Below are 18394 nucleotides of genomic sequence, written 5' to 3'. Positions count from 1 at the left end.
TTCAGGCCCATGGGCTAGAATCCGCCCGCTCCTGTGTGAAGACCGGACCTCATCAACGGAGTTGGCTATGTACCCGATGAAGCCAGTACCACTCGTACCCAGTGCGAAGGCACGCACGACGTATGTCGAACTCCTCCGCGGGGAGTCCCGCGGGCGGCACGAGCAGGAACCTTTCGCCACGTCGGACGGGAGCCACCCGCCGGATCGCGGGACGATCCAGGAGCTCCTGTCCATGGGGATGGTGTGCGAGGACGCCACGGCGCCGGCACAGGTGGCCGCGGTGGACCCGGGCATCGTCGAAGCCAGGCTCGGAGCGCTGCTGCGGTCGTCCGCCCTGGCCATGCTGGAAGAGGCACGCAGTCTGACGGACCTGCTCAGCCCCTTGATCGGCGAGTCCCGCAACGCCTCCGGCACCCTCGGCGGGGAGCCGATCGTCCGGATCGAGGGCAAGGCCGCGATCAGCGCGGTCATCAACGAGACCGTGCAGCAGGCGGGCAAGGAGCTGCTGACCGCCCAGCCGGGAGGCGGCCGGCCCAAGGCGACACTGTCCACCATCCGCGAACAGACGGCGACGCTGCTCGACCGCGGTGTGGAAGTCCGGACGCTGTACCAGCACACCGCCTGGCACGACGGCCCGACCAGGGAATACGTCACCGAGATAACGGCCCTCGGGGCCGAGGTGCGCACCCTGGACGAATTCTTCGACCGGATCATCATCGTCGACCGGCGCCTGGCCTTCATCCCCGCCGACACCGAACGCGACCAGGCCGTCATCATCCGGGAGCCGGCGGTCGTGCGCTTCCTCGTCGAGGTCTTCGAGCGCAACTGGCAGCGGGCCAAGACGTTCCAGGGGTCGCGAACCCCGAACGAGTCGATCCACATCAGCGCCATGCTGCGCGAAACGATCATCCGATGCCTGATCCACGGGGACAGCGACAGCGCCATCGCGAAGCGGATCGGACTCAGTACGCGCGCGTACGCCTCTCACCTGGCCAAACTCAAGGCAGAGCTCAGAGCGGAGAGCAGATTCCAGTTGGGCTACAAGCTCGGCCTGCTGGCTGCGGGGGCCGGGGTCGACGCCGTCGCGACGACAGGGGCGGGCGGGGATCAGGATGATCCCCGCCCGCCCCTGCGTCCGGAACTCTAGGCATGTCCGGCAGGTCCCGCCCGGCCCGCCACGTCCGGCCCCCTCCTAGGACGCGGCCCCGGCTCCGGCCGGGTGCGGTACCGGCTGCGCGCCAGGGGGCGCAGCCTGCGGAGCGACCCGCGGCACCGCTTCCACCTGCGACGGAAGGTCCTCCGGTCCGCGCCGCCGTGGCGACGGGTCCGCCGGCCGGTCCGGTCGGCGGGCCAGGGCCAGCCCGTGGTACCCGACAAGGGTCACCAGAGTGCCCAGCGCGATACCGCTGACCGAGAACGTGTCCGTGAGCGTGACCGAGACCCCGCCGACGCCGAGAACGGTGCCCGCGGCGATCGGGACGAGGTTCACCGGGTCGCCGAAGTCCACCGATGCCTTGATCCAGATCTTGACGCCGAGCAGACCGATCATTCCGTACAGCACGACGGTGATGCCGCCGAGCACCCCGCCCGGGGTGGCCGCGACGAGCGCGCCGAACTTGGGACACAGCCCGAACACCACCGCGACTGCGGCCGCCGCCCAGTAGGCCGCGGTCGAATAGACCCGGGTCGCGGCCATGACCCCGATGTTCTCCGCGTACGTGGTGGTCGGCGCGCCGCCCACCGACGAGGACATCGCGGTGGCCAGACCGTCACCGAGAATGGCCCGGCCCAGCAGCGGGTCGAGGTCCTTTCCGGTCATCTCGGCGACGGCCTTGATGTGTCCGGTGTTCTCGGCCAGCAGCGCGATCACACCCGGCAGCACGAGCAGGATCGCGGAGCCGGAGAAGGTGGGCGTCTGCACGTCCGGCAGCCCGAACCACGGGGCGGAGACGACCTCGGACAGCTGCACCCGCAGGTGCCGGCCGACCTCGCCGGTCGGACCGGGCGCGGTGATCGGGCCGGTCAGCCGGTCCAGCAGCCAGGACAGCAGGAAGCCGGACACGAGCCCGACGAACACCGCGAGCCGGCCCCAGAATCCGCGCAGCAGAACGCCCGCGCCGACGACGACGCACATGGTCACGAACGCCACCCACTGGTCCTGGGGCCAGTAGATGTCCGCCACCACCGGCGCGAGGTTGAGTCCGATCAGCAGGACCACCGCGCCCGACACGACCGGCGGGAAGGCCTTGTTGATCAGACCGGGGCCCGCGAAGTGGACCACCAGCCCGACCGCCGCGAGCACCAGACCGGCCACGAGGATCGCACCGATGACGGTGCCCGTGCTGCCTCCGGCCGCTCTGATGGCGGCGACCGCGCCGACGAACGACGCACTGGTGCCGAGATAGCTCGGGATCCTGCCCTGTACGACGAGCAGGAACAGCACGGTCGACAGCCCGGACATCATGATGGCGAGATTCGGGTCCAGGCCCATGACCACGGGGAACACGAAGGTCGCGCCGAACATCGCCACGACGTGCTGGGCCCCGAGTCCCACGGTGCGCGGCCAGGACAGCCTCTCGTCAGGCATCACCGACGCGCCGGGAAGCGGCGCTCGGCCGTCGCCGTGCAGCCGCCAGCCGAGGCCCAGTTGCCGTCCGGCCGAGCGGTAGGTTCCCTTCATGGTTCCTCCGGTCCATGGCGGACCGCCGCACCGGCATCCGGTGGCGGTCCGCGCCATTCGATGATCGAGGGCCGGGAGGTCGCCGGCGGACACCGCCGAGGAACTCAACCGCACCCGGGACACTCCGCGCCACACCGTGCACGCGGGGTTCAGGCTTCTGTCAGGGCTCCACCCGGCTGGAGATGCAGGCGATCGCCTCGTCGGCACGCAGGTCCGCCTGAGCGGGACTGGGAGCCTGCACGATCACGTGCCCGAGCCGGGTGAACTGCGCGTGGGCGTTGCCGATGAGCTCCCCCGGCTCCACGTAGGAGCGCACGAGAGCCACGTGCGGACTTCCCGCGAGGCCGTCAAGACCGCGGAAGACCCCGTGCCGCACCGTGGTGATGAACCTGATCGCGGCCGCACCGGTGCGGCGCGGACCGGTGTCCGGCCGCTCGCCCAGGACGGTCTGGAGATACACGGCCGCCACGTCGACCCCGCTCGCGTGCTCGATCACCTGCATGGTGGGCACGTCGGGCGGACCGACATCGACGGTGATCAGCTTCGGTCCCGCAGCCGTCAGGACGAGATCGCTCTGGGCGACGCCGTCGTTCAGACCGAGCGCTGCCAGCCCCCTCTCCACCGCGGCCAGGACCGGGCCCTCGCTCCGCGGGTCGATGTCGGCGGGCACCGTGTGTCCGGTCCCCTCCCGGCCACGGCCCCCGGCGGTGTACTTCCGCAGGATGGCGAGGTGTTCGTACGTCCCCCGGTGGGCGACGGTCACGACACTGCAGGCGATGCCCCGCAGGTACTGCTGGACCAGGACGGTGCCGTCCAGGGGCGCCCCGTAACGGAGTTCCCGCCGACGCTGCGCCACCCGGATCGCTCCCGCGAGATGGTCCGGGGAGTCCACCAAGGACACCCCGACCGAGGCCGAGCTCTCCGCCGGCTTCACGATCACGGGATAGTCGAGCCCGGCCGCACCCACACTCGGTACCGCGTCGTCGAACGCCGTGATCGCCAGCGTGCGCGGGTGGGGCACACCCCGCTCACGAAAGGCCTGCGCCATCAGCCACTTGTCGCGGCCGGCCGGTGCGGGGCCGGGGGTGTTGCCCGGCAGCCCGAGCCGGTCCGCGAGCGACGCGGCCAGCGGGGAGAGGAAGACCCCACCCGCCGCCACGCCCCCGATACCCTCCCGGGCGCAGTGCTCGGAGAGCTGGTCGAGAGCATCCATCGGGGTACGGAAGTCGGAGAACACGACATCCGCGAGCCGTCTGCGCAGCGCGCCGGCATAGGTCCGGTACAGCCCCCGGTGAACCGCGACGTGCACCCCGACATCGAGCGCCTCGGCCGCGAGCACGAGGTGTTCGGCGGTCTCACTCTCCGCTCCCAGCAGCAGCACAGCTCTGGCCACGCCACTCACCTCGCCCTGCACGATGCGGCCCGGGGCAGTCCGGTACACGCAGGCAGCACCTTCACGTGCCGTACGCCCGGCTGAACTTCCCGGTGATGTAGTCGCCCGAGCGCACGGGCTCGTGCCGGGGCGGGTTGTCCGGCCCCGTGCAGGTCGGGATGCACTCGATGAGGGCGTCATACGCCGGCTGGTGGAAGAACGGCACCGAGTAGCGCTCCTTGCCCGCGAGCTCCCTGGGCGGATTGACCACCCGGTGAACGGTGCTGATCCAGCGATTGTTGGTCCAGATCGCCATCAGATCACCGATGTTCACCACGAACGAGCCCTCGATGACCGGGACGTCGAGCCACTCGCCGGTCTTGTCGAGCACCTGAAGACCACCGGGGCCGTCGTCCTGGTAGAGGATCGTGAGGCTGCCCCAGTCGCTGTGCATGCCCTTGCGCAACTGCCCCGGAGCGGGCGGTACCGGCTGCGCCGGGTAGAAGTTCGCCGTCAGGTTCGTCATGTGACGGCGGATCTTCTCCTCGAACCAGTCCTCCGGCAGATCGAGGGCGAGTGCGAACAGCCGCATGATGTCGGCCGCCAGCACCTCCATGGCCGCGTAGTAACTGCGGTACGCCTCGGCGAATCCGGGCAGGTCGGGCCACTGGTTGGGCGTGCGCAGAGCCGCTGAGGCGTCCGCGGGCAGGGCCCGTCCGCCGGCGGGCTCACCGAGCCGGTTGATGGTGTACGTCTCCGAGACGTCCGGAAGGGCTCTCTCGTGCTCGACCAGGGCTTCCGCGTTGGACGCGGCCAGGCTGCCCTTGCGGCCGAACCCACGCATCAGGGGATCGGACGGCTTCGCTCCGAGCGCGGCCTTCTCGGCGGCAGGCAGCGCGAAGAGCTCCCGCGTCGCCCGGTACATCTCGGTGACCGTGGCCTCCGGGACCCCGTGCCCGACGACCACCAGGAACCCGCTGGTGCGGCAGACCTCGTCTATCACCGCGGCCAGCTGCCGGTCCGCGTCCTGACCCGAACCGGCGGAGCTCAGATCGATCACCGGGACGTAGCCGTCCACCACGGTGACCGGTGCGGCCTCGCGCGTCATGCTCTCCAGCTTCGTTACGGACATTGCTCCTACTCTCGACTCAGCCCCAGCGCGGCGGCGGGGGCTCCCACAACCTGATCAGCTCGGAGAACTCGCCCGCGTCGGCGACGGCCGGCAGTGTGTCCGTCTCCTCGGGGCGGAGGAATCCGCTGGCCGACATCCGGCAGTTCATCCGCAGCAGCCGGTCCCAGTACCCGTCGACGTTCAGCAGCGCCATCGGCTTGCGATGACTGCCGAGAATCAGCCAGGCCCATGCTTCGAGGATCTCCTCGACCGTCCCCACCCCGCCCGGCAACGCCACGAAGGCGTCCGCCAGGTCGGCCATGAGCTGCTTGCGTTGGTGCATGGTGTCGACGATGTGCAGTTCGGTGAGGCCGGTATGGGCCACCTCGGCGTCGACCAGGTGCCGGGGGATGACACCGGTCACCCTTCCGCCGGCCGCCAGCGCGGCGTCTGCGACGACACCCATGAGGCCCGCCGCTCCCCCGCCGTACACGATCTCGTGCCCCGCGGCGACCATCTCCTTGGCGAAGACCGCCGCTTCCTCCTGGTACACCGGCCGGTTTCCCAAGGCCGATCCTGCGTAGACCGTGATGCGCATCGAACAGGACTCCGTCCGGTCAGGGACTCACACGCCCGCACTTCTCGAAGGACGCGTGGGTCAGCGGCATCAGCCGCGCGAATTCGTTCTCCATCTGCTCGGCGACCAGCTCGATCTCACGCTGGGGGTGCGACACGTAGGTGGCGTCCGAGCGATTGGTGCGCAGGGCGAGGAAATGCATCAGCGAGCGGGCATTACAGGTCGCGTAGACCGTGGAATACGTCGCGACCGGAAGGACGATACGTGCGAGTTCACGGGCGATCCCGGCGTCGAGGAGACGCTGGTACTCGCGGAACGCCGCGCGATAGGCCTCGCTGGTGGAGGTGGAGAGCAGCTCGTAGTCCTGCTCGCTGCCCTCGACGTACTGATAGTGTCCGGGCTTTCCCTCCTGCCGGAGCATTCGGTCGCGGTCCGGCACGTAGAACACGTTCTTGAGGTCCTTGTAGCGGGCGCTCTCCTCGTTGAACGACCACATGCGGTGCCGCATCATGTGCCGGATCGTGAAAATCGGCGCGTGCACCAGGAACGTCAGGGAATTGTGCTCGAAAGGGCTGCCGTGACGGCTGCGCATCAGGTACTGGATGAGCCCGGCTATGTAGGCGTCGCCCCGCTCCTCCCGGTGCGCGTCCTCGCCGGCGGTGGAGACCCTGGCCGCGCGTACCACCCCCAGGTCGGATGCGGTGTGGTCGACCAGCTCCGCGGTGATCGTGGAGCGGAGTTCGATCTCGGGCCCGAAGACCAGGGATTCGGTGGTCTCGGCCTCAACGGTCGTACTGATCGTCATCGTGCTTCCTCCGTTGTGGTGGCGTGATTGCGTCGGCCGATCGGCCGGAACCCCTGCAGGTCAGTCCCAGCCATGATCATCGGTGATCTCGTCGGCCGCGATGTGCGTGATGGCGGACTGCGAACCCGCACCGAGCGGGGCCGTCACGCCGGTACCGACACCGGCGCCGATCGCCACGGCAGCGGCCGTGGCGACCATCGCCGTTCCGAAAACGCGACGGGCAACGAGGGTCTTCGTCCGGACGTTTTGCTTCCGCATAATTCCATTCCCTTGTCCATGACTCTGTGTCCTTCAGATGTGCGGCTCTTCCGCACCCCTCTATTCTTGGAGAAGGGCGGGAGTTCAATAAGGTCAGACTTGTGCAGTGCGTAAGTAGGAAACCCAGGAACCCGGGTGGGGCAGGAAACGACGAAGCTCCGCCGGGGGCAGTCGACTTGACGGTCGATTGCGCCGGCGGAGCTTCGTCGTCACACCAGTGAGCAGTTTTTCGGACAGCAGGGATTTCCGGACAATGGCCGGACACGCGCCCTATCGGTCGAGACCGCAGACGACCCTGCCCGCCACCGGAGCGCCGGCGGCCGCCTCCGGGGTGGCTTCGCGGGACTCGTCGTGGATCTGCCGTACCGCGAAGGTCGCCGTCACCACGGCGGCGCGGGCGTGGCCGAGCACATCCCGGGCGGACTCCAGGTCCCGCTCGGAGCCGGGGAGCCGTTCCACGACGTCGGCGGCGCACTCGATGAGATGCAGCGCGGCCCGCGCGAGCCGGTCGTCGCACGGATACCCCTGCGCCACGGCCTGATGGGCCGTCTCCAGCAGGGCGGTCGCGCTCAGCGCGGTGTCTGTTTCGGTCACGATCGGTTTCCTCTCAATAGGCTGGTTCCGTAGGGCAGTCGAGGCGGTAGCCGGATCGGCGGGGAAGCGTGAAGCCAGGGGCGCGGGTGGGCGACCGGGACGCGCGGTGAACGCAGCGCCACCGCCCCGGCCGCACGGACCGTGCCGGGCGACGGGGGAGCCCCGGGGCCGTCCGGGCCCTGCTGCCCACTAGGACTCTGCGCCCGCCCACCGGATACCGAAAGGGTCACAGGCATGCAGGTGCAGGGACCTGCACCACCTCGTCCCGCCCGGTCGATCGGGGCCTTGCGGCAACACCGCACAGCGCCGCGGGAGTGCCCATAGACTCGGCGACCCACGGATCTTGACTGCATGCAGAGGAGCAGGCTGTGCGCCAGGCCGCAGTGACGAGTGCCAACGACCGGATCAGATGGGTCGAACTGCCGGGCAGGGAACCCGCCCGCGTCTACCTGCACGGCCTGGGCTCCACCTCGCCCGCCTACTTCACCGAGGTCGCGGTCCATCCGCGGCTGGCCGGCCGTCGCTCGCTGCTGATGGACCTGCTAGGACACGGCATCAGCGACCGGCCCACCGAGTTCGACTACACGCTGGAATCCCATGCCGACGCCGTCGCCTCGGCGCTGGCCTCCGCCGGGGTCTCCGGCGCCGAGCTGATCGCCCACAGCATGGGCGGGTCCGTGGCCATCGTGCTCGCCGCGCGCCACCCCGGACTCGTCTCCCGGCTGGTCCTCGCCGACGCCAACCTCGACCCGCAGCCGCCCGCTCCGGGCGCCATCGGCAGCGGCGGAATCGCCGCCTACACCGAGGCCGAGTTCCTGGCGGGCGGCTGGGCCGAGGTGCGCGACCGGGCCGGCGACCACTGGTGGTCGACCATGCGACTGACCGGCCGGGAAGCCCTGCACCGCAGCGCCACCCACCTCATCCGCGGCAGCACTCCGCCGATGCGCGCGCTCCTCCTCGACCTGAAGATCCCCCGTACCTTCCTGCTTCCCGAGGCGGACGGCCCACTGCCCGGCGCGGACGAGCTGGCCGACTCCGGGGTCCGCGTGGTGGCCGTCCCGGACTGCGGGCACAACATCATGCTGGACAACCCGGAAGCCTTCGTGACGGCCACGGCGGCGGCACTCGAGGACCGGACCGACAGCTGACCGGGCCGCGCGGAGCCCGGGCACAGGGGGCTCCGCGCGTACGGCGTAGCGGGAGTCATGCCGTACGGGGAAGCGTCACGCCGGGTGCAGCAGTGTCGTGCCGGGCGCCGAAACCGCCCGTGGAACGCCGGCAGCCGGGGTAGGGCCGTCTCCGGCCCCGGTGGCCAGGGAGAGGCCACGAAGCCGGTCGGGAAGACGCCGCACCTGAGACTTGGCGAGCGACGTCGGGCGACTCCGACGCTGCTCGCGTGGGTCGACTGAGGTACATCAGGCAAAGCAAAAGCCCCAGGTCACGGCGAGTGAGTCCTGAGGCTTCCACAGAGCCGCCTTCGGGATTCGAACCCGAGACCTACGCATTACGAGTGCGTTGCTCTGGCCAACTGAGCTAAGGCGGCACGCTCTGTCGCACCATGGTGCGGTCAGCAGCGACGCCAAGTCTACACAGTTTTCCAGGGTGCTCCGCACCGCCCGCCGCCGCCACCGTATCCGCAGGTCAGGTGCACTTCTTGCCGTCCTTGGGCGGCGTGCCGTCGAGCAGGTAGGTGTTGATCGCCGTATCGATGCAGTCACTGCCCCGGCCGTACGCAGTGTGCCCGTCGCCCTCGTAGGTGAGCAGGTGGCCGGACGAGAGCTGGTCCGCGAGGGACTCGGCCCACTTGTAGGGGGTGGCGGGGTCGCGCGTGGTGCCGACCACGACGATCGGGGCCGCACCCTCGGCCTCCGTGCGGTGCGGGGTGCCGGTGGGCTCGACGGGCCAGGAGTCGCAGTTCAGGGCGGCCCAGGCGAAGCCCCTGCCGAAGACCGGGGAGGCCTTCTCGAACTCCGGGAGAGCCTCCTCCACCTCTGCGGGACCCGAGAAGGCGGGGGCGAGGTCGAGGCAGTTCACGGCCGCGTTGGCGAACATCAGATTGGCGTACTTACCGGTGGGGCCACGCTCGTAGTAGCTGTCGGCCAGGGCCAGCAGGCCGGATCCGTCACCACGCCGCGCACCGGCGACGGCTTCGCGGAGCTGGGGCCAGGCGGACTCGTCGTACATCGCCGCGATCACACCCGTGGTCGCCAGGGACTCGGTCAACTGCCGGGTCTCGCCCGTCGGCACGGGTTCGGAGTCCAGATCGCGGAAGAGCTTCTTCAGGGCGGTCGCCGCATCGGCGGTGGACGTGGTGCCGAGTGGGCAGTCCGTCTGCTTCACACAGTCAGCCGCGAAGGACTGGAACGCCGCCTCGAAGCCGGCGGTCTGGTCGCGGTTGATGTCGATCGCCGGGAGCGAGGGATCCATCGCTCCGTCCAGGACGAGGCGGCCCACACGGGCGGGGAACAGCTCGGCGTAGGTCGCGCCGAGGAACGTGCCGTACGACGCTCCGACGTAGTGCAGCTTCCGGTCGCCGAGCAGGGAGCGCAGGATGTCCATGTCGCGCGCCGTCTCGATCGTGGAGGCGTGCGGGAGGATCTTGCCGGAGCGCTTCTCGCAGCCCTTCGCGAACGTCCGGAAGGACTTGTTCAGCACCTCGACCTCCCCGCTGTCGTCGGGGGTCTGGTCCACCTGCGTATAGGTGTCCATCTCCTTGCCGGTGAGGCACTTGACGGGTTCGCTGCGGGCCACTCCGCGCGGGTCGATGGCCACCATGTCGTACCGGGCACGGACCGGGGCGGGGTAGCCGATGGCCGCGTACCCCTGGAGGTAGTCGACCGCCGAGCCGCCGGGGCCACCGGGATTCACCAGGAGCGAGCCGATGCGCTTTCCCGGTCCGGTGGCCTTCTTGCGGGAGACCGCCAGCCGGACGTCCCCTCCGCCGGGCTTCCCGTAGTCCAGCGGAGCCTTCATCGTGGAGCACTGGAATCCCTCCACGCCGCAGGCCCGCCAGTGCAGCTTCTGCCCGTAGTACGGCTCCAGTTCCTCGGTGGCGGCCGACCCCGTCGCCGACGCGCTGGGCGCCGAACCTCCGCTGCTGCAGCCGGAGACGAGGAGGCCGGCAGTGCCGAGCGCGGTGGCGAAGATGCGGAGCAGGCGCCTGGTGTCCATCCCCGGAGCGTAGCGGCCACCTGACGACTCGACCGATTCCCTGCTCATACGGGTGAATTCGCTCAGTCCGGCGGCGCGGGCGGACTGTGGCTCCGTGCGGGGGTGCGGACCCGCACGGGAAGGACGGGGCGTCAGCCCGCCCGGAGTGCCACCGTCATCGCCTCGACGGCGAGCAGGGGCGCGACGTTCCTGTCGAGGGCGCGGCGGCAGGCGAACACCGCCTCGATCCGGCGCAGGGTGCGCTCGGCGGTGGAATCCTCGGCGACCCGGTCGAGGGCGTCCCGCACGTCGGTGTTGGCGAGGGCGATCCGGGAGCCGAGCTGGAGCGCCAGCACGTCGCGGTAGAAACCGGTGAGCTCGCTCAGCGCGAGATCGAGGCTGTCGCGCTGCGTACGCGTCCTGCGGCGCTTCTGCCTGTCCTCGAGCTCCTTCATCGCGCCGGCGGTCCCGCGCGGCATCCGGCCCCCGGCCACGCCGCCGAGCGCCGCCTTCATGTCGTCCGTCTCCTTGACGTCGACCTCCTCGGCCATCTGCTTGGCGTCGTCCGTGGCCGTATCGATCAGCTCCTGGGCCGCCTTGAGGCAGCCGCCCACGTCGTGCACGCGCAGCGGGAGCTTGAGCACGGCCGCACGGCGGGCACGCGCCCGCTCGTCCGTGGCCAGGCGGCGCGCCCTGCCGATGTGCCCCTGGGTGGCTCGGGCGGCGGACGCGGCCCGCTCGGGGTCGATGCCGTCGCGCCTGATCAGTACGTCGGCCACGGCGTCCACGGGCGGCGTGCGCAGTGTGAGGTGGCGGCAGCGGGAGCGGATCGTGGGCAGCACGTCCTCCAGGGACGGGGCGCAGAGCAGCCACACCGTACGGGGCGCGGGCTCCTCCACCGCCTTCAGAAGGACGTTCCCCGCGCCCTCGGTGAGACGGTCCGCGTCCTCCATGACGATGACCTGCCAGCGCCCCACGGCCGGGGACAGCTGAGCACGGCGGACGAGCTCGCGGGTCTCCTTCACGCCGATGGAGAGCAGATCCGTGCGGATCACCTGGACATCGGCGTGGGTCCCGATCAGGGCGGTGTGGCAGCCGTCGCAGAAGCCGCAGCCAGGAGCCCCGCCCAGGGCGCGGTCGGGGCTGGTGCACTGGAGCGCCGCGGCGAAGGCACGGGCGGCGGTGGACCGGCCGGAACCGGGCGGCCCGGTGAACAGCCAGGCATGGGTCATCTTCGAGCCGGGGGGCACCGGCTCGCCCTCGGACTGAGCCGTGACCAGTGCGTCGGCGTCCCGGGCGGCGGCACCGAGCTGCTCCTGCACCCGGTCCTGTCCGACCAGGTCGTCCCATACGGTCATGGTCACCGCCCTTCCGGTGGTGTACAGCGGAAAACGCCGGGATTCCCGGCGCTTCCCCATTGTGCGGGAAGGGTCCGACAATCCCGGCGTTCCGTATCGCCCGTCAGCGTCGCGGCCGGCGCCCGCCCCGGCCGGAGCCGCCCTGGTCGTCGTCCTTGTCGCCGAGCAGTTCGTCGGCCAGGGACGGCAGGTCGTCGAGCGGCGTCTCCTCGGCCCAGTCCGGACGTGGCCGCTTCGCACGGCCGTCCGTCCCCTTGGCCGCCCGCCCGGCCTGCGGGTCGTCGCTGACCTGGGGCAGCTCACGCGTGCGCTCGTTCTCGCTCTCGGCACCGGAGGCCCGGCGTCCGTCGCGGAGGACACCCGGCGGCACCCGGTCCGAAGGGTCCTCGTCCCGCACGGGCCGCAGTACGGCCGTCTCGTCCGCATCGCGCACGGAGGGCAGCACGGTCGTCTCTTCGGCGTCGTGGCCCGGCCGGTCGGGGCGGGTGACCGGCACGGGCTGCGTGATCTCGTTCGGACTGACGACCGGGGTCGGGACGGTGAGCTCACTGTCCCGTACGGACGACCCGGCTGCCCCTGTGGAGCCGGAGCCGGTCTGACCGGACTGACCGGACTCCCTGGAACGCTCCGCCGCAGCGGCGGCCGCGGCCTCCTCGGCCCGGGCGGCCGCCTCGGTCTCGGCACGGCGGCGCGCCTCCTCGGAACGGATCAGCGCCTCCTCCGCCCTGCGCTGCTTCTCCAGGCGCAGTTCCTCCGCCTCCTTGCGCAGCCGCGCCTCCTCCTGAGCCTGCTGGCGGAGCCGCTCCTGCTCGGCCTCGCGCACCCGCTCCTCGGCCTCGAGCCGGGCGCGCTCCTCCTCCGCACGGCGACGGGCCTCCTCGGCGCGCTGCCGCGCCTCCTCCGCCTGCCGTTCGGCCTCGCGCTGCCGCGCCTCTTCCTCCTCGCGGCGCCTGCGCTCCTCCTCCTCGGCGCGGAGCTTGGCGAGCTGAGCCTGCCGCTCGGCCTCCAGGCGCTCCTCCTCGGCCTTGCGGGCAGCCTCTTCCTCGACCTTGCGCCTGGCCTCCTCCTCGGCTGCCTTGCGCGCCTCTTCCCGGGCCTTGATCTCGGCCTCGGAGAGCGGGAGGACCCGGTCGAGCCGGTGGCGTACGACGGTGGTGATCGCTTCCGGCTCCTGCCCGGCGTCCACCACCAGGTAGCGGGCCGGGTCGGCCGCCGCGAGGGTGAGGAAGCCCGACCGCACCCGGGTGTGGAATTCCGCCGGCTCGGACTCCAGCCGGTCGGGTGCCTCGGTGAAGCGTTCCCGCGCGGTCTGCGGGTCGACGTCCAGAAGCACCGTCAGGTGCGGTACGAGTCCGCTCGTCGCCCAGCGCGAGATCCGGGCGATCTCCGTCGGGGCGAGGTCCCTGCCCGCGCCCTGGTAGGCGACGGACGAGTCGATGTAGCGGTCCGAGATGACGATCGCGCCGCGCTCCAGCGCGGGGCGGACGACCGAGTCCACGTGCTCGGCCCGGTCGGCGGCGTACAGCAGCGCCTCTGCCCGGTTGGACAGACCGGCCGACGAGACGTCCAGCAGGATCGAACGCAGCCGCTTGCCTACCGGGGTGGCCCCGGGCTCGCGGGTCACGACGACCTCATGGCCCTTGGCACGGATCCACTCGGCGAGCGCCTCGACCTGGGTGGACTTACCGGCTCCGTCGCCGCCCTCCAGGACGAGGAAGAAACCGTTCGCCGCGGGCGCGACGGCGGGGTCGCCGCCCCGGAGCGCCTCACGCAGGTCACGGCGCAGCGGCACACCGGCCCGGTCGTCGGTCCTGGCGAGGACGATGACCGCGACGGGCAGCAGCAGCGCACCGATGAGCATCAGCGCGAAGGCCGCGCCGCCGTGCGCGAAGACGAAGTCGCCGGACCCCAGACGGTGCCGGCCGATGGCGGCGGCGAGCAGCGGGCCGCCCACCGCGCCGAGCGCGACGAGCACCCGGACGACGGCCTGGAGGTGCTCGGTGACCCGCGCCTGGTGGGCCGCCTCCGTCTCCTGGTCGATGACCGCGTGTCCGATGTGGGCCGCGACTCCCGCCGAGTAACCGGCGAGCAGGGCGATCAGCAGTCCGCTCGCGGTGTCGGGCACCAGGCCGAGCGCGAGGAGCGCCACGCCCGTGAGGGCGACAGCCAGCGCCAGCAGACGGCGTCGTGACAGGGCGGGCAGCACCTTGGGCGCCGTGCGGATGCCGAGCGCTGTGCCGCCGGTCAGGACCAGGATCAGCAGGGCGAAGGTGGCGGGCCCGCCGTCGAGGTCGGCGGCGTGCAGCACGGAGACGGACGCGGCGGCGGCGATCGCCCCGGCGACCGCGGCGCACGCGGCGACGACCAGCGGGATGCTGCCGGTGCGGCCCTTGTCGGAGCCCGTACCGGTGGAGGGCCTGCGCAGGCCCTCCAGGGGCGAGCGGGGGCGAGGGGTCCGGGTGGCCGGCAGTTCGAGGAAGTACAGGGTCGAGACGGAGGCGGAGAACAGCCCCGCCGCGATGTACGACCCGAGAGCGGCCTGGTGCACGGAGAACCAGTCGAAACCGGTGCCGAGCAGTTCACCGACGAGCGCGGCGACGACCAGCACGGCCGCGGCCGTGGGAACAGCGAGGAAGTTCGTCCGCAGGGAGAGCCTGCGCAGCGCGTCGAGGTGGTCCGGCAGCGGGCGCACGGCGGCGCCCTCCGGCGGCGGGGCGGGAAGCAGCGCGGGGGCCGCGCTCTCCTTGGCCACCGCCCACAGCCGCTCGCCGACACCGGCCACGAAGACGGTGATCAGGATCATCATGAGTGCCTTGTCCGGCATCCAGTCGATCCACAGGGGCGCGACGATCAGCAGCGCGAGCCGCAGCCCGTCCGCCCCGATCATCAGCCAGCGGCGGTCGACCGGACCGCCGGGCGCGGTGAGCGCGGTCAGAGGCCCCAGGAGTACGGCTCCGAAGAGCACGGTGGAAAGGATCCGGGCGCCGAACACGGCGGCGACGGCGAAGGCCGCCCCGCGGTATCCGGCCCCGAATGAGCCCTCGAGGACCGCCGCCTGCAGCGACAGCAGCACAAGCACGAGAAGGGCGAGTGAATCGCCGATACTGCCGACGAGCTGGGCGCTCCACAACCGCCTGAGCGGGGGAACGCGCAACAGGGCTCGTACGGCGCGCTCGCGTGAGTCTGCGGCAAGTGGGTCGGAGGTGGGGCTCACGACCAATGGCTGCTCGGCTCGCGTCATCCGCCCAGCCTATCGGCAGCGGTGCGGTGCCCGGGGGCCGCGTCCGAACATGTGCCCAACGGGCACTCCGGCCGCGCAACGAGCGAGACGCCGGAAGGGCTGGGGTTCCAGTCCTTCCGGCGTCTCGCGTGCGGCCGAGGGCCGTCGCTCCACAGCTTCACCGACGACGGTGTGTGGACCGCTCCGCGCGGGCCGGCCGACGATCAGCTCTCCGGGCCGGCCTCAAGGCCGGATCCGGCTTCAGCTCTCCTCGGACGAAGCCGCGGCCGTCGTCTTCTTCAGCTCTCCTCGGACGAAGCCGTAGCCGTCTTCTTCGCCGCGGCCGTCGTCTTCTTCGCGGGCGCCTTCTTGGCGGCGGCCGTCGTCTTCTTCGCGGCCGTCGCCTTGGTGGCGGTCGTCTTCTTGGCGGTCGCCTTCTTCGCCGTGGTCGCCTTCTTGGCCGGAGCCTTCTTCGCCGTCTTCTTCTTGGCCGGCCCCTTGGCCCGCTTCTCGGCGAGCAGCTCGTAGCCGCGCTCCGGCGTGATGTCCTCGACGCTGTCGTCGGTCCGCAGCGTCGCGTTCGTCTCTCCGTCGGTGACGTACGCCCCGAAGCGACCGTCCTTCACGACCACCGGCGCCCCGCTCACCGGGTCCGTGCCCAGCTCCTTCAGCGGCGGCTTGGCGGCGGCCCGCCCGCGCTGCTTCGGCTGGGCGTAGATCGCGAGGGCCTCTTCGAGCGTGATGTCGAAGAGCTGGTCCTCGGACGTCAGGGAGCGCGAGTCCGTGCCCTTCTTGAGGTAGGGCCCGTAGCGGCCGTTCTGCGCGGTGATCTCGACACCATCGGCGTCCTCGCCGACCACGCGCGGCAGCGACATCAGCTTGAGCGCGTCCGCGAGGGTCACCGTGTCGAGGGACATCGACTTGAAGAGCGAGGCGGTCCGCGGCTTCACCGCGTTCTTGCCCGTCTTCGGCGTGCCCTCGGGCAGCACCTCGGTGACGTAGGGGCCGTAGCGCCCGTCCTTGGCGATGATCTGGTTGCCGCTGACCGGGTCCGCGCCGAGCTCGAAGTCACCGCTCGGCTTGGCCAGCAGCTCCTCCGCGAGCTCCACGTCCAGCTCGTCGGGTGCCAGGTCCTCGGGCACGTCCGCGCGCTGGTGGCCCTCGGAGTCCTTCTCGCCGCGCTCGATGTACGGGCCGTAGCGGCCGACACGGAGCTTGATGTCGTTGCCGACGGGGAACGAGGAGATCTCCCGGGCGTCGATGGCGCCCAGGTCGGTCACGAGCTCCTTCAGACCACCGAGGTGGTCCCCGTCGCCGTTGCCCGCGTCGGAGGCCGCGCCGGCGCCGGCCGTGTCGTCACCCGCACCGAAGTAGAAGCGCCGCAGCCACGGCACGGACTGGGCCTCGCCCCGCGCGATGCGGTCGAGATCGTCCTCCATGCGGGCGGTGAAGTCGTAGTCGACGAGCCGGCCGAAGTGCTTCTCCAGCAGGTTGACCACGGCGAACGAGAGGAACGACGGCACCAGGGCCGTGCCCTTCTTGAACACGTAGCCGCGGTCCAGGATGGTCCCGATGATCGACGCGTACGTCGACGGACGCCCGATCTCGCGCTCTTCGAGCTCCTTGACCAGCGAGGCCTCGGTGTAGCGGGCCGGCGGCTTGGTGGCGTGCCCGTCGACCGTGACCTCGTCGGCGGTCAGCGCGTCGCCCTCGGCGACCTGCGGCAGACGGCGCTCACGGTCGTCCAGCTCGGCGTTCGGGTCGTCGGCGCCCTCGACGTACGCCTTCATGAAGCCGTGGAAGGTGATCGTCTTGCCGGACGCGGAGAACTCGGCGTCCCGGCCGTCGCTCGCCCGGCCACCGATCTTCACCGTGACGGAGTTGCCCGTGGCGTCCTTCATCTGGGAGGCGACGGTCCGCTTCCAGATCAGCTCGTACAGCCGGAACTGGTCGCCGGTGAGCCCGGTCTCCGCCGGGGTGCGGAAGCGGTCGCCGGAAGGGCGGATCGCCTCGTGCGCCTCCTGGGCGTTCTTGACCTTCGTGGCGTAGGTACGCGGCTTGTCGGGCAGGTAGTTCGCCCCGTACAGCTGCGTGACCTGCGCCCGGGCCGCGGAGACCGCGGTGTCCGAGAGGGTCGTGGAGTCCGTACGCATATAGGTGATGAAGCCGTTCTCGTACAGCTTCTGCGCCACCTGCATCGTGGCCTTGGCCCCGAAGCCCAGCTTCCGGCTCGCCTCCTGCTGGAGGGTCGTGGTGCGGAAGGGCGCGTACGGCGAGCGGCGGTACGGCTTCGACTCGACCGAGCGGACCGCGAACGTCGAGTCGGCGAGCGCCGCTGCCAGGGCGCGCGCGTTGGTCTCGTCCAGGTGCAGTGTCTGGGCGGAGCCCTGCTTGAGCTGCCCGTCGGGGCCGAAGTCGCGGCCCTGGGCGATCCGGCGCCCGTCGACCGCGCTGAGGCGGGCGATGAGCGTCGAGGGGTCGGAGGCGTCACCGGTACGGCCCGTGGCGAAGGTGCCGGTCAGGTCCCAGTACTCGGCGGAACGGAAGGCGATGCGCTCGCGCTCCCGCTCGACGACCAGACGGGTGGCGACGGACTGGACACGACCCGCGGAAAGCCGCGGCATGACCTTCTTCCACAGGACCGGCGAGACCTCGTAGCCGTAGAGGCGGTCGAGGATACGGCGGGTCTCCTGGGCGTCGACCATGCGCTGGTTGAGCTCGCGCGGGTTGGCGACGGCGGCCCGGATCGCGTCCTTGGTGATCTCGTGGAAGACCATCCGGTGGACCGGGACCTTGGGCCTGAGGACTTCCTGCAGGTGCCACGCGATGGCTTCGCCCTCGCGGTCCTCATCGGTGGCGAGGAAGAGTTCGTCGGATTCGGCGAGGAGCTGCTTGAGCTTCCTGACCTGGGCTTTCTTGTCTGCGTTGACGACATAGATCGGCTGGAAGTCGTTCTCGACGTCCACGCCGAGGCGGCGGACCTCACCGGTGTACTCGTCCGGCACCTCGGCGGCGCCGTTCGGCAGGTCGCGGATGTGCCCGACGCTCGCCTCGACGACGTATCCGGGGCCGAGATAGCCCTTGATCGTCTTCGCCTTGGCAGGCGACTCGACAATGACGAGTCGGCGGCCTGCGGTCTCGCTGGTCGGGGACAACTTCGCTCTTCTCTCCGGTCGGCACTCGTATGGCATCCGCGGAGCGCTCTGGCGCTGCCCGCGGTGCTGTCGCTGCGGAGTGTGACGGTACAACCCGCCCCCGTGTCAAACGGC

The 18394-nt window shown here is 70.9% G+C and carries 13 protein-coding genes and 1 tRNA gene; 2 read left to right on the top strand and 12 right to left on the bottom strand.

What is annotated here, in order from left to right:
• The first annotated feature begins 76 nt into the window (after window positions 1-76).
• Window positions 77-1147: a LuxR family transcriptional regulator gene (locus tag ACFUNE_RS32185; RefSeq protein ID WP_383575319.1), complete on the top strand. Its 1071-nt coding sequence runs from the start codon at window positions 77-79 to the stop codon at window positions 1145-1147.
• A 45-nt stretch (window positions 1148-1192) separates the two neighbouring features.
• Here the strand turns inward: ACFUNE_RS32185 and ACFUNE_RS32180 are convergent, their stop codons facing one another.
• The 7 genes from ACFUNE_RS32180 to ACFUNE_RS32150 all read right to left on the bottom strand — a co-directional run bounded on the left by ACFUNE_RS32180 (window position 1193) and on the right by ACFUNE_RS32150 (window position 7397).
• Window positions 1193-2680, bottom strand: a complete 1488-nt coding sequence (locus ACFUNE_RS32180; protein ID WP_383575317.1) for a uracil-xanthine permease family protein — start codon at window positions 2678-2680, stop codon at window positions 1193-1195.
• A gap of 160 nt (window positions 2681-2840) precedes the next feature.
• Entirely contained in the window at window positions 2841-4073 is a 1233-nt protein-coding gene (locus ACFUNE_RS32175) for an ATP-grasp domain-containing protein (protein WP_383575315.1), read from the bottom strand.
• A gap of 61 nt (window positions 4074-4134) precedes the next feature.
• Window positions 4135-5184 (bottom strand): isopenicillin N synthase family dioxygenase, encoded by a 1050-nt coding sequence (locus tag ACFUNE_RS32170; RefSeq protein WP_383575313.1) that lies wholly within the window; start codon window positions 5182-5184, stop codon window positions 4135-4137.
• A 16-nt stretch (window positions 5185-5200) separates the two neighbouring features.
• The gene (locus ACFUNE_RS32165; RefSeq protein ID WP_383575311.1) at window positions 5201-5761 is read right to left on the bottom strand and encodes a TIGR00730 family Rossman fold protein; all 561 of its coding nucleotides are present in this window, start codon (window positions 5759-5761) and stop codon (window positions 5201-5203) included.
• A gap of 19 nt (window positions 5762-5780) precedes the next feature.
• Window positions 5781-6545 carry an FAD-dependent thymidylate synthase gene (gene thyX / locus ACFUNE_RS32160; RefSeq protein WP_383575309.1) on the bottom strand — a complete coding sequence of 255 codons (765 nt, stop codon included), beginning with the start codon at window positions 6543-6545 and terminating at the stop codon, window positions 5781-5783.
• A 60-nt stretch (window positions 6546-6605) separates the two neighbouring features.
• Window positions 6606-6803: a hypothetical protein gene (locus ACFUNE_RS32155; protein WP_383575307.1), complete on the bottom strand. Its 198-nt coding sequence runs from the start codon at window positions 6801-6803 to the stop codon at window positions 6606-6608.
• Between the two features lie 270 nt (window positions 6804-7073).
• Window positions 7074-7397 (bottom strand): hypothetical protein, encoded by a 324-nt coding sequence (locus ACFUNE_RS32150; protein ID WP_383575304.1) that lies wholly within the window; start codon window positions 7395-7397, stop codon window positions 7074-7076.
• 368 nt (window positions 7398-7765) lie between these two features.
• Here ACFUNE_RS32150 and ACFUNE_RS32145 point away from each other — a divergent pair, with 368 nt between their 5' ends.
• A complete protein-coding gene (locus tag ACFUNE_RS32145; protein ID WP_383575302.1) occupies window positions 7766-8545 on the top strand; it encodes an alpha/beta fold hydrolase in 780 nt (259 codons plus the stop codon).
• Between the two features lie 321 nt (window positions 8546-8866).
• Here ACFUNE_RS32145 and ACFUNE_RS32140 read toward each other — a convergent pair.
• From ACFUNE_RS32140 to topA, 5 genes are all read right to left on the bottom strand, one after another.
• Window positions 8867-8940 (bottom strand) — tRNA-Thr (locus ACFUNE_RS32140).
• Window positions 8941-9038: 98 nt separating this feature from the next.
• Window positions 9039-10568 (bottom strand): alpha/beta hydrolase, encoded by a 1530-nt coding sequence (locus ACFUNE_RS32135; RefSeq protein ID WP_383575300.1) that lies wholly within the window; start codon window positions 10566-10568, stop codon window positions 9039-9041.
• A gap of 131 nt (window positions 10569-10699) precedes the next feature.
• Entirely contained in the window at window positions 10700-11905 is a 1206-nt protein-coding gene (locus ACFUNE_RS32130) for a DNA polymerase III subunit delta' (RefSeq protein ID WP_383575298.1), read from the bottom strand.
• Window positions 11906-12008: 103 nt separating this feature from the next.
• A complete protein-coding gene (tmk, locus tag ACFUNE_RS32125; protein ID WP_383575296.1) occupies window positions 12009-15146 on the bottom strand; it encodes a dTMP kinase in 3138 nt (1045 codons plus the stop codon).
• Between the two features lie 278 nt (window positions 15147-15424).
• Window positions 15425-18280: a type I DNA topoisomerase gene (topA, locus tag ACFUNE_RS32120; protein ID WP_383575294.1), complete on the bottom strand. Its 2856-nt coding sequence runs from the start codon at window positions 18278-18280 to the stop codon at window positions 15425-15427.
• Window positions 18281-18394: the final 114 nt, after the last annotated feature.

This window comes from Streptomyces sp. NPDC057287 (assembly GCF_042667905.1).
Classification (GTDB): Bacteria; Actinomycetota; Actinomycetes; order Streptomycetales; family Streptomycetaceae; genus Streptomyces.
The sequence above is the reverse complement of the archived record's forward strand: the minus strand, read 5'-3'. Positions and strand labels throughout refer to the sequence as shown.

Bases quoted from the DNA above. Each gene is read 5' to 3' on its own strand.
- ACFUNE_RS32185 (WP_383575319.1), top strand. From the start codon at position 77: ATGAAGCCAGTACCACTCGTACCCAGTGCGAAGGCACGCACGACGTAT.
- ACFUNE_RS32180 (WP_383575317.1), bottom strand. From the start codon at position 2,680: ATGAAGGGAACCTACCGCTCGGCCGGACGGCAACTGGGCCTCGGCTGG.
- ACFUNE_RS32170 (WP_383575313.1), bottom strand. From the start codon at position 5,184: ATGTCCGTAACGAAGCTGGAGAGCATGACGCGCGAGGCCGCACCGGTC.
- ACFUNE_RS32165 (WP_383575311.1), bottom strand. From the start codon at position 5,761: ATGCGCATCACGGTCTACGCAGGATCGGCCTTGGGAAACCGGCCGGTG.
- thyX (WP_383575309.1), bottom strand. From the start codon at position 6,545: ATGACGATCAGTACGACCGTTGAGGCCGAGACCACCGAATCCCTGGTC.
- ACFUNE_RS32155 (WP_383575307.1), bottom strand. From the start codon at position 6,803: ATGCGGAAGCAAAACGTCCGGACGAAGACCCTCGTTGCCCGTCGCGTT.
- ACFUNE_RS32135 (WP_383575300.1), bottom strand. From the start codon at position 10,568: ATGGACACCAGGCGCCTGCTCCGCATCTTCGCCACCGCGCTCGGCACT.
- ACFUNE_RS32130 (WP_383575298.1), bottom strand. From the start codon at position 11,905: ATGACCGTATGGGACGACCTGGTCGGACAGGACCGGGTGCAGGAGCAG.
- tmk (WP_383575296.1), bottom strand. From the start codon at position 15,146: ATGACGCGAGCCGAGCAGCCATTGGTCGTGAGCCCCACCTCCGACCCA.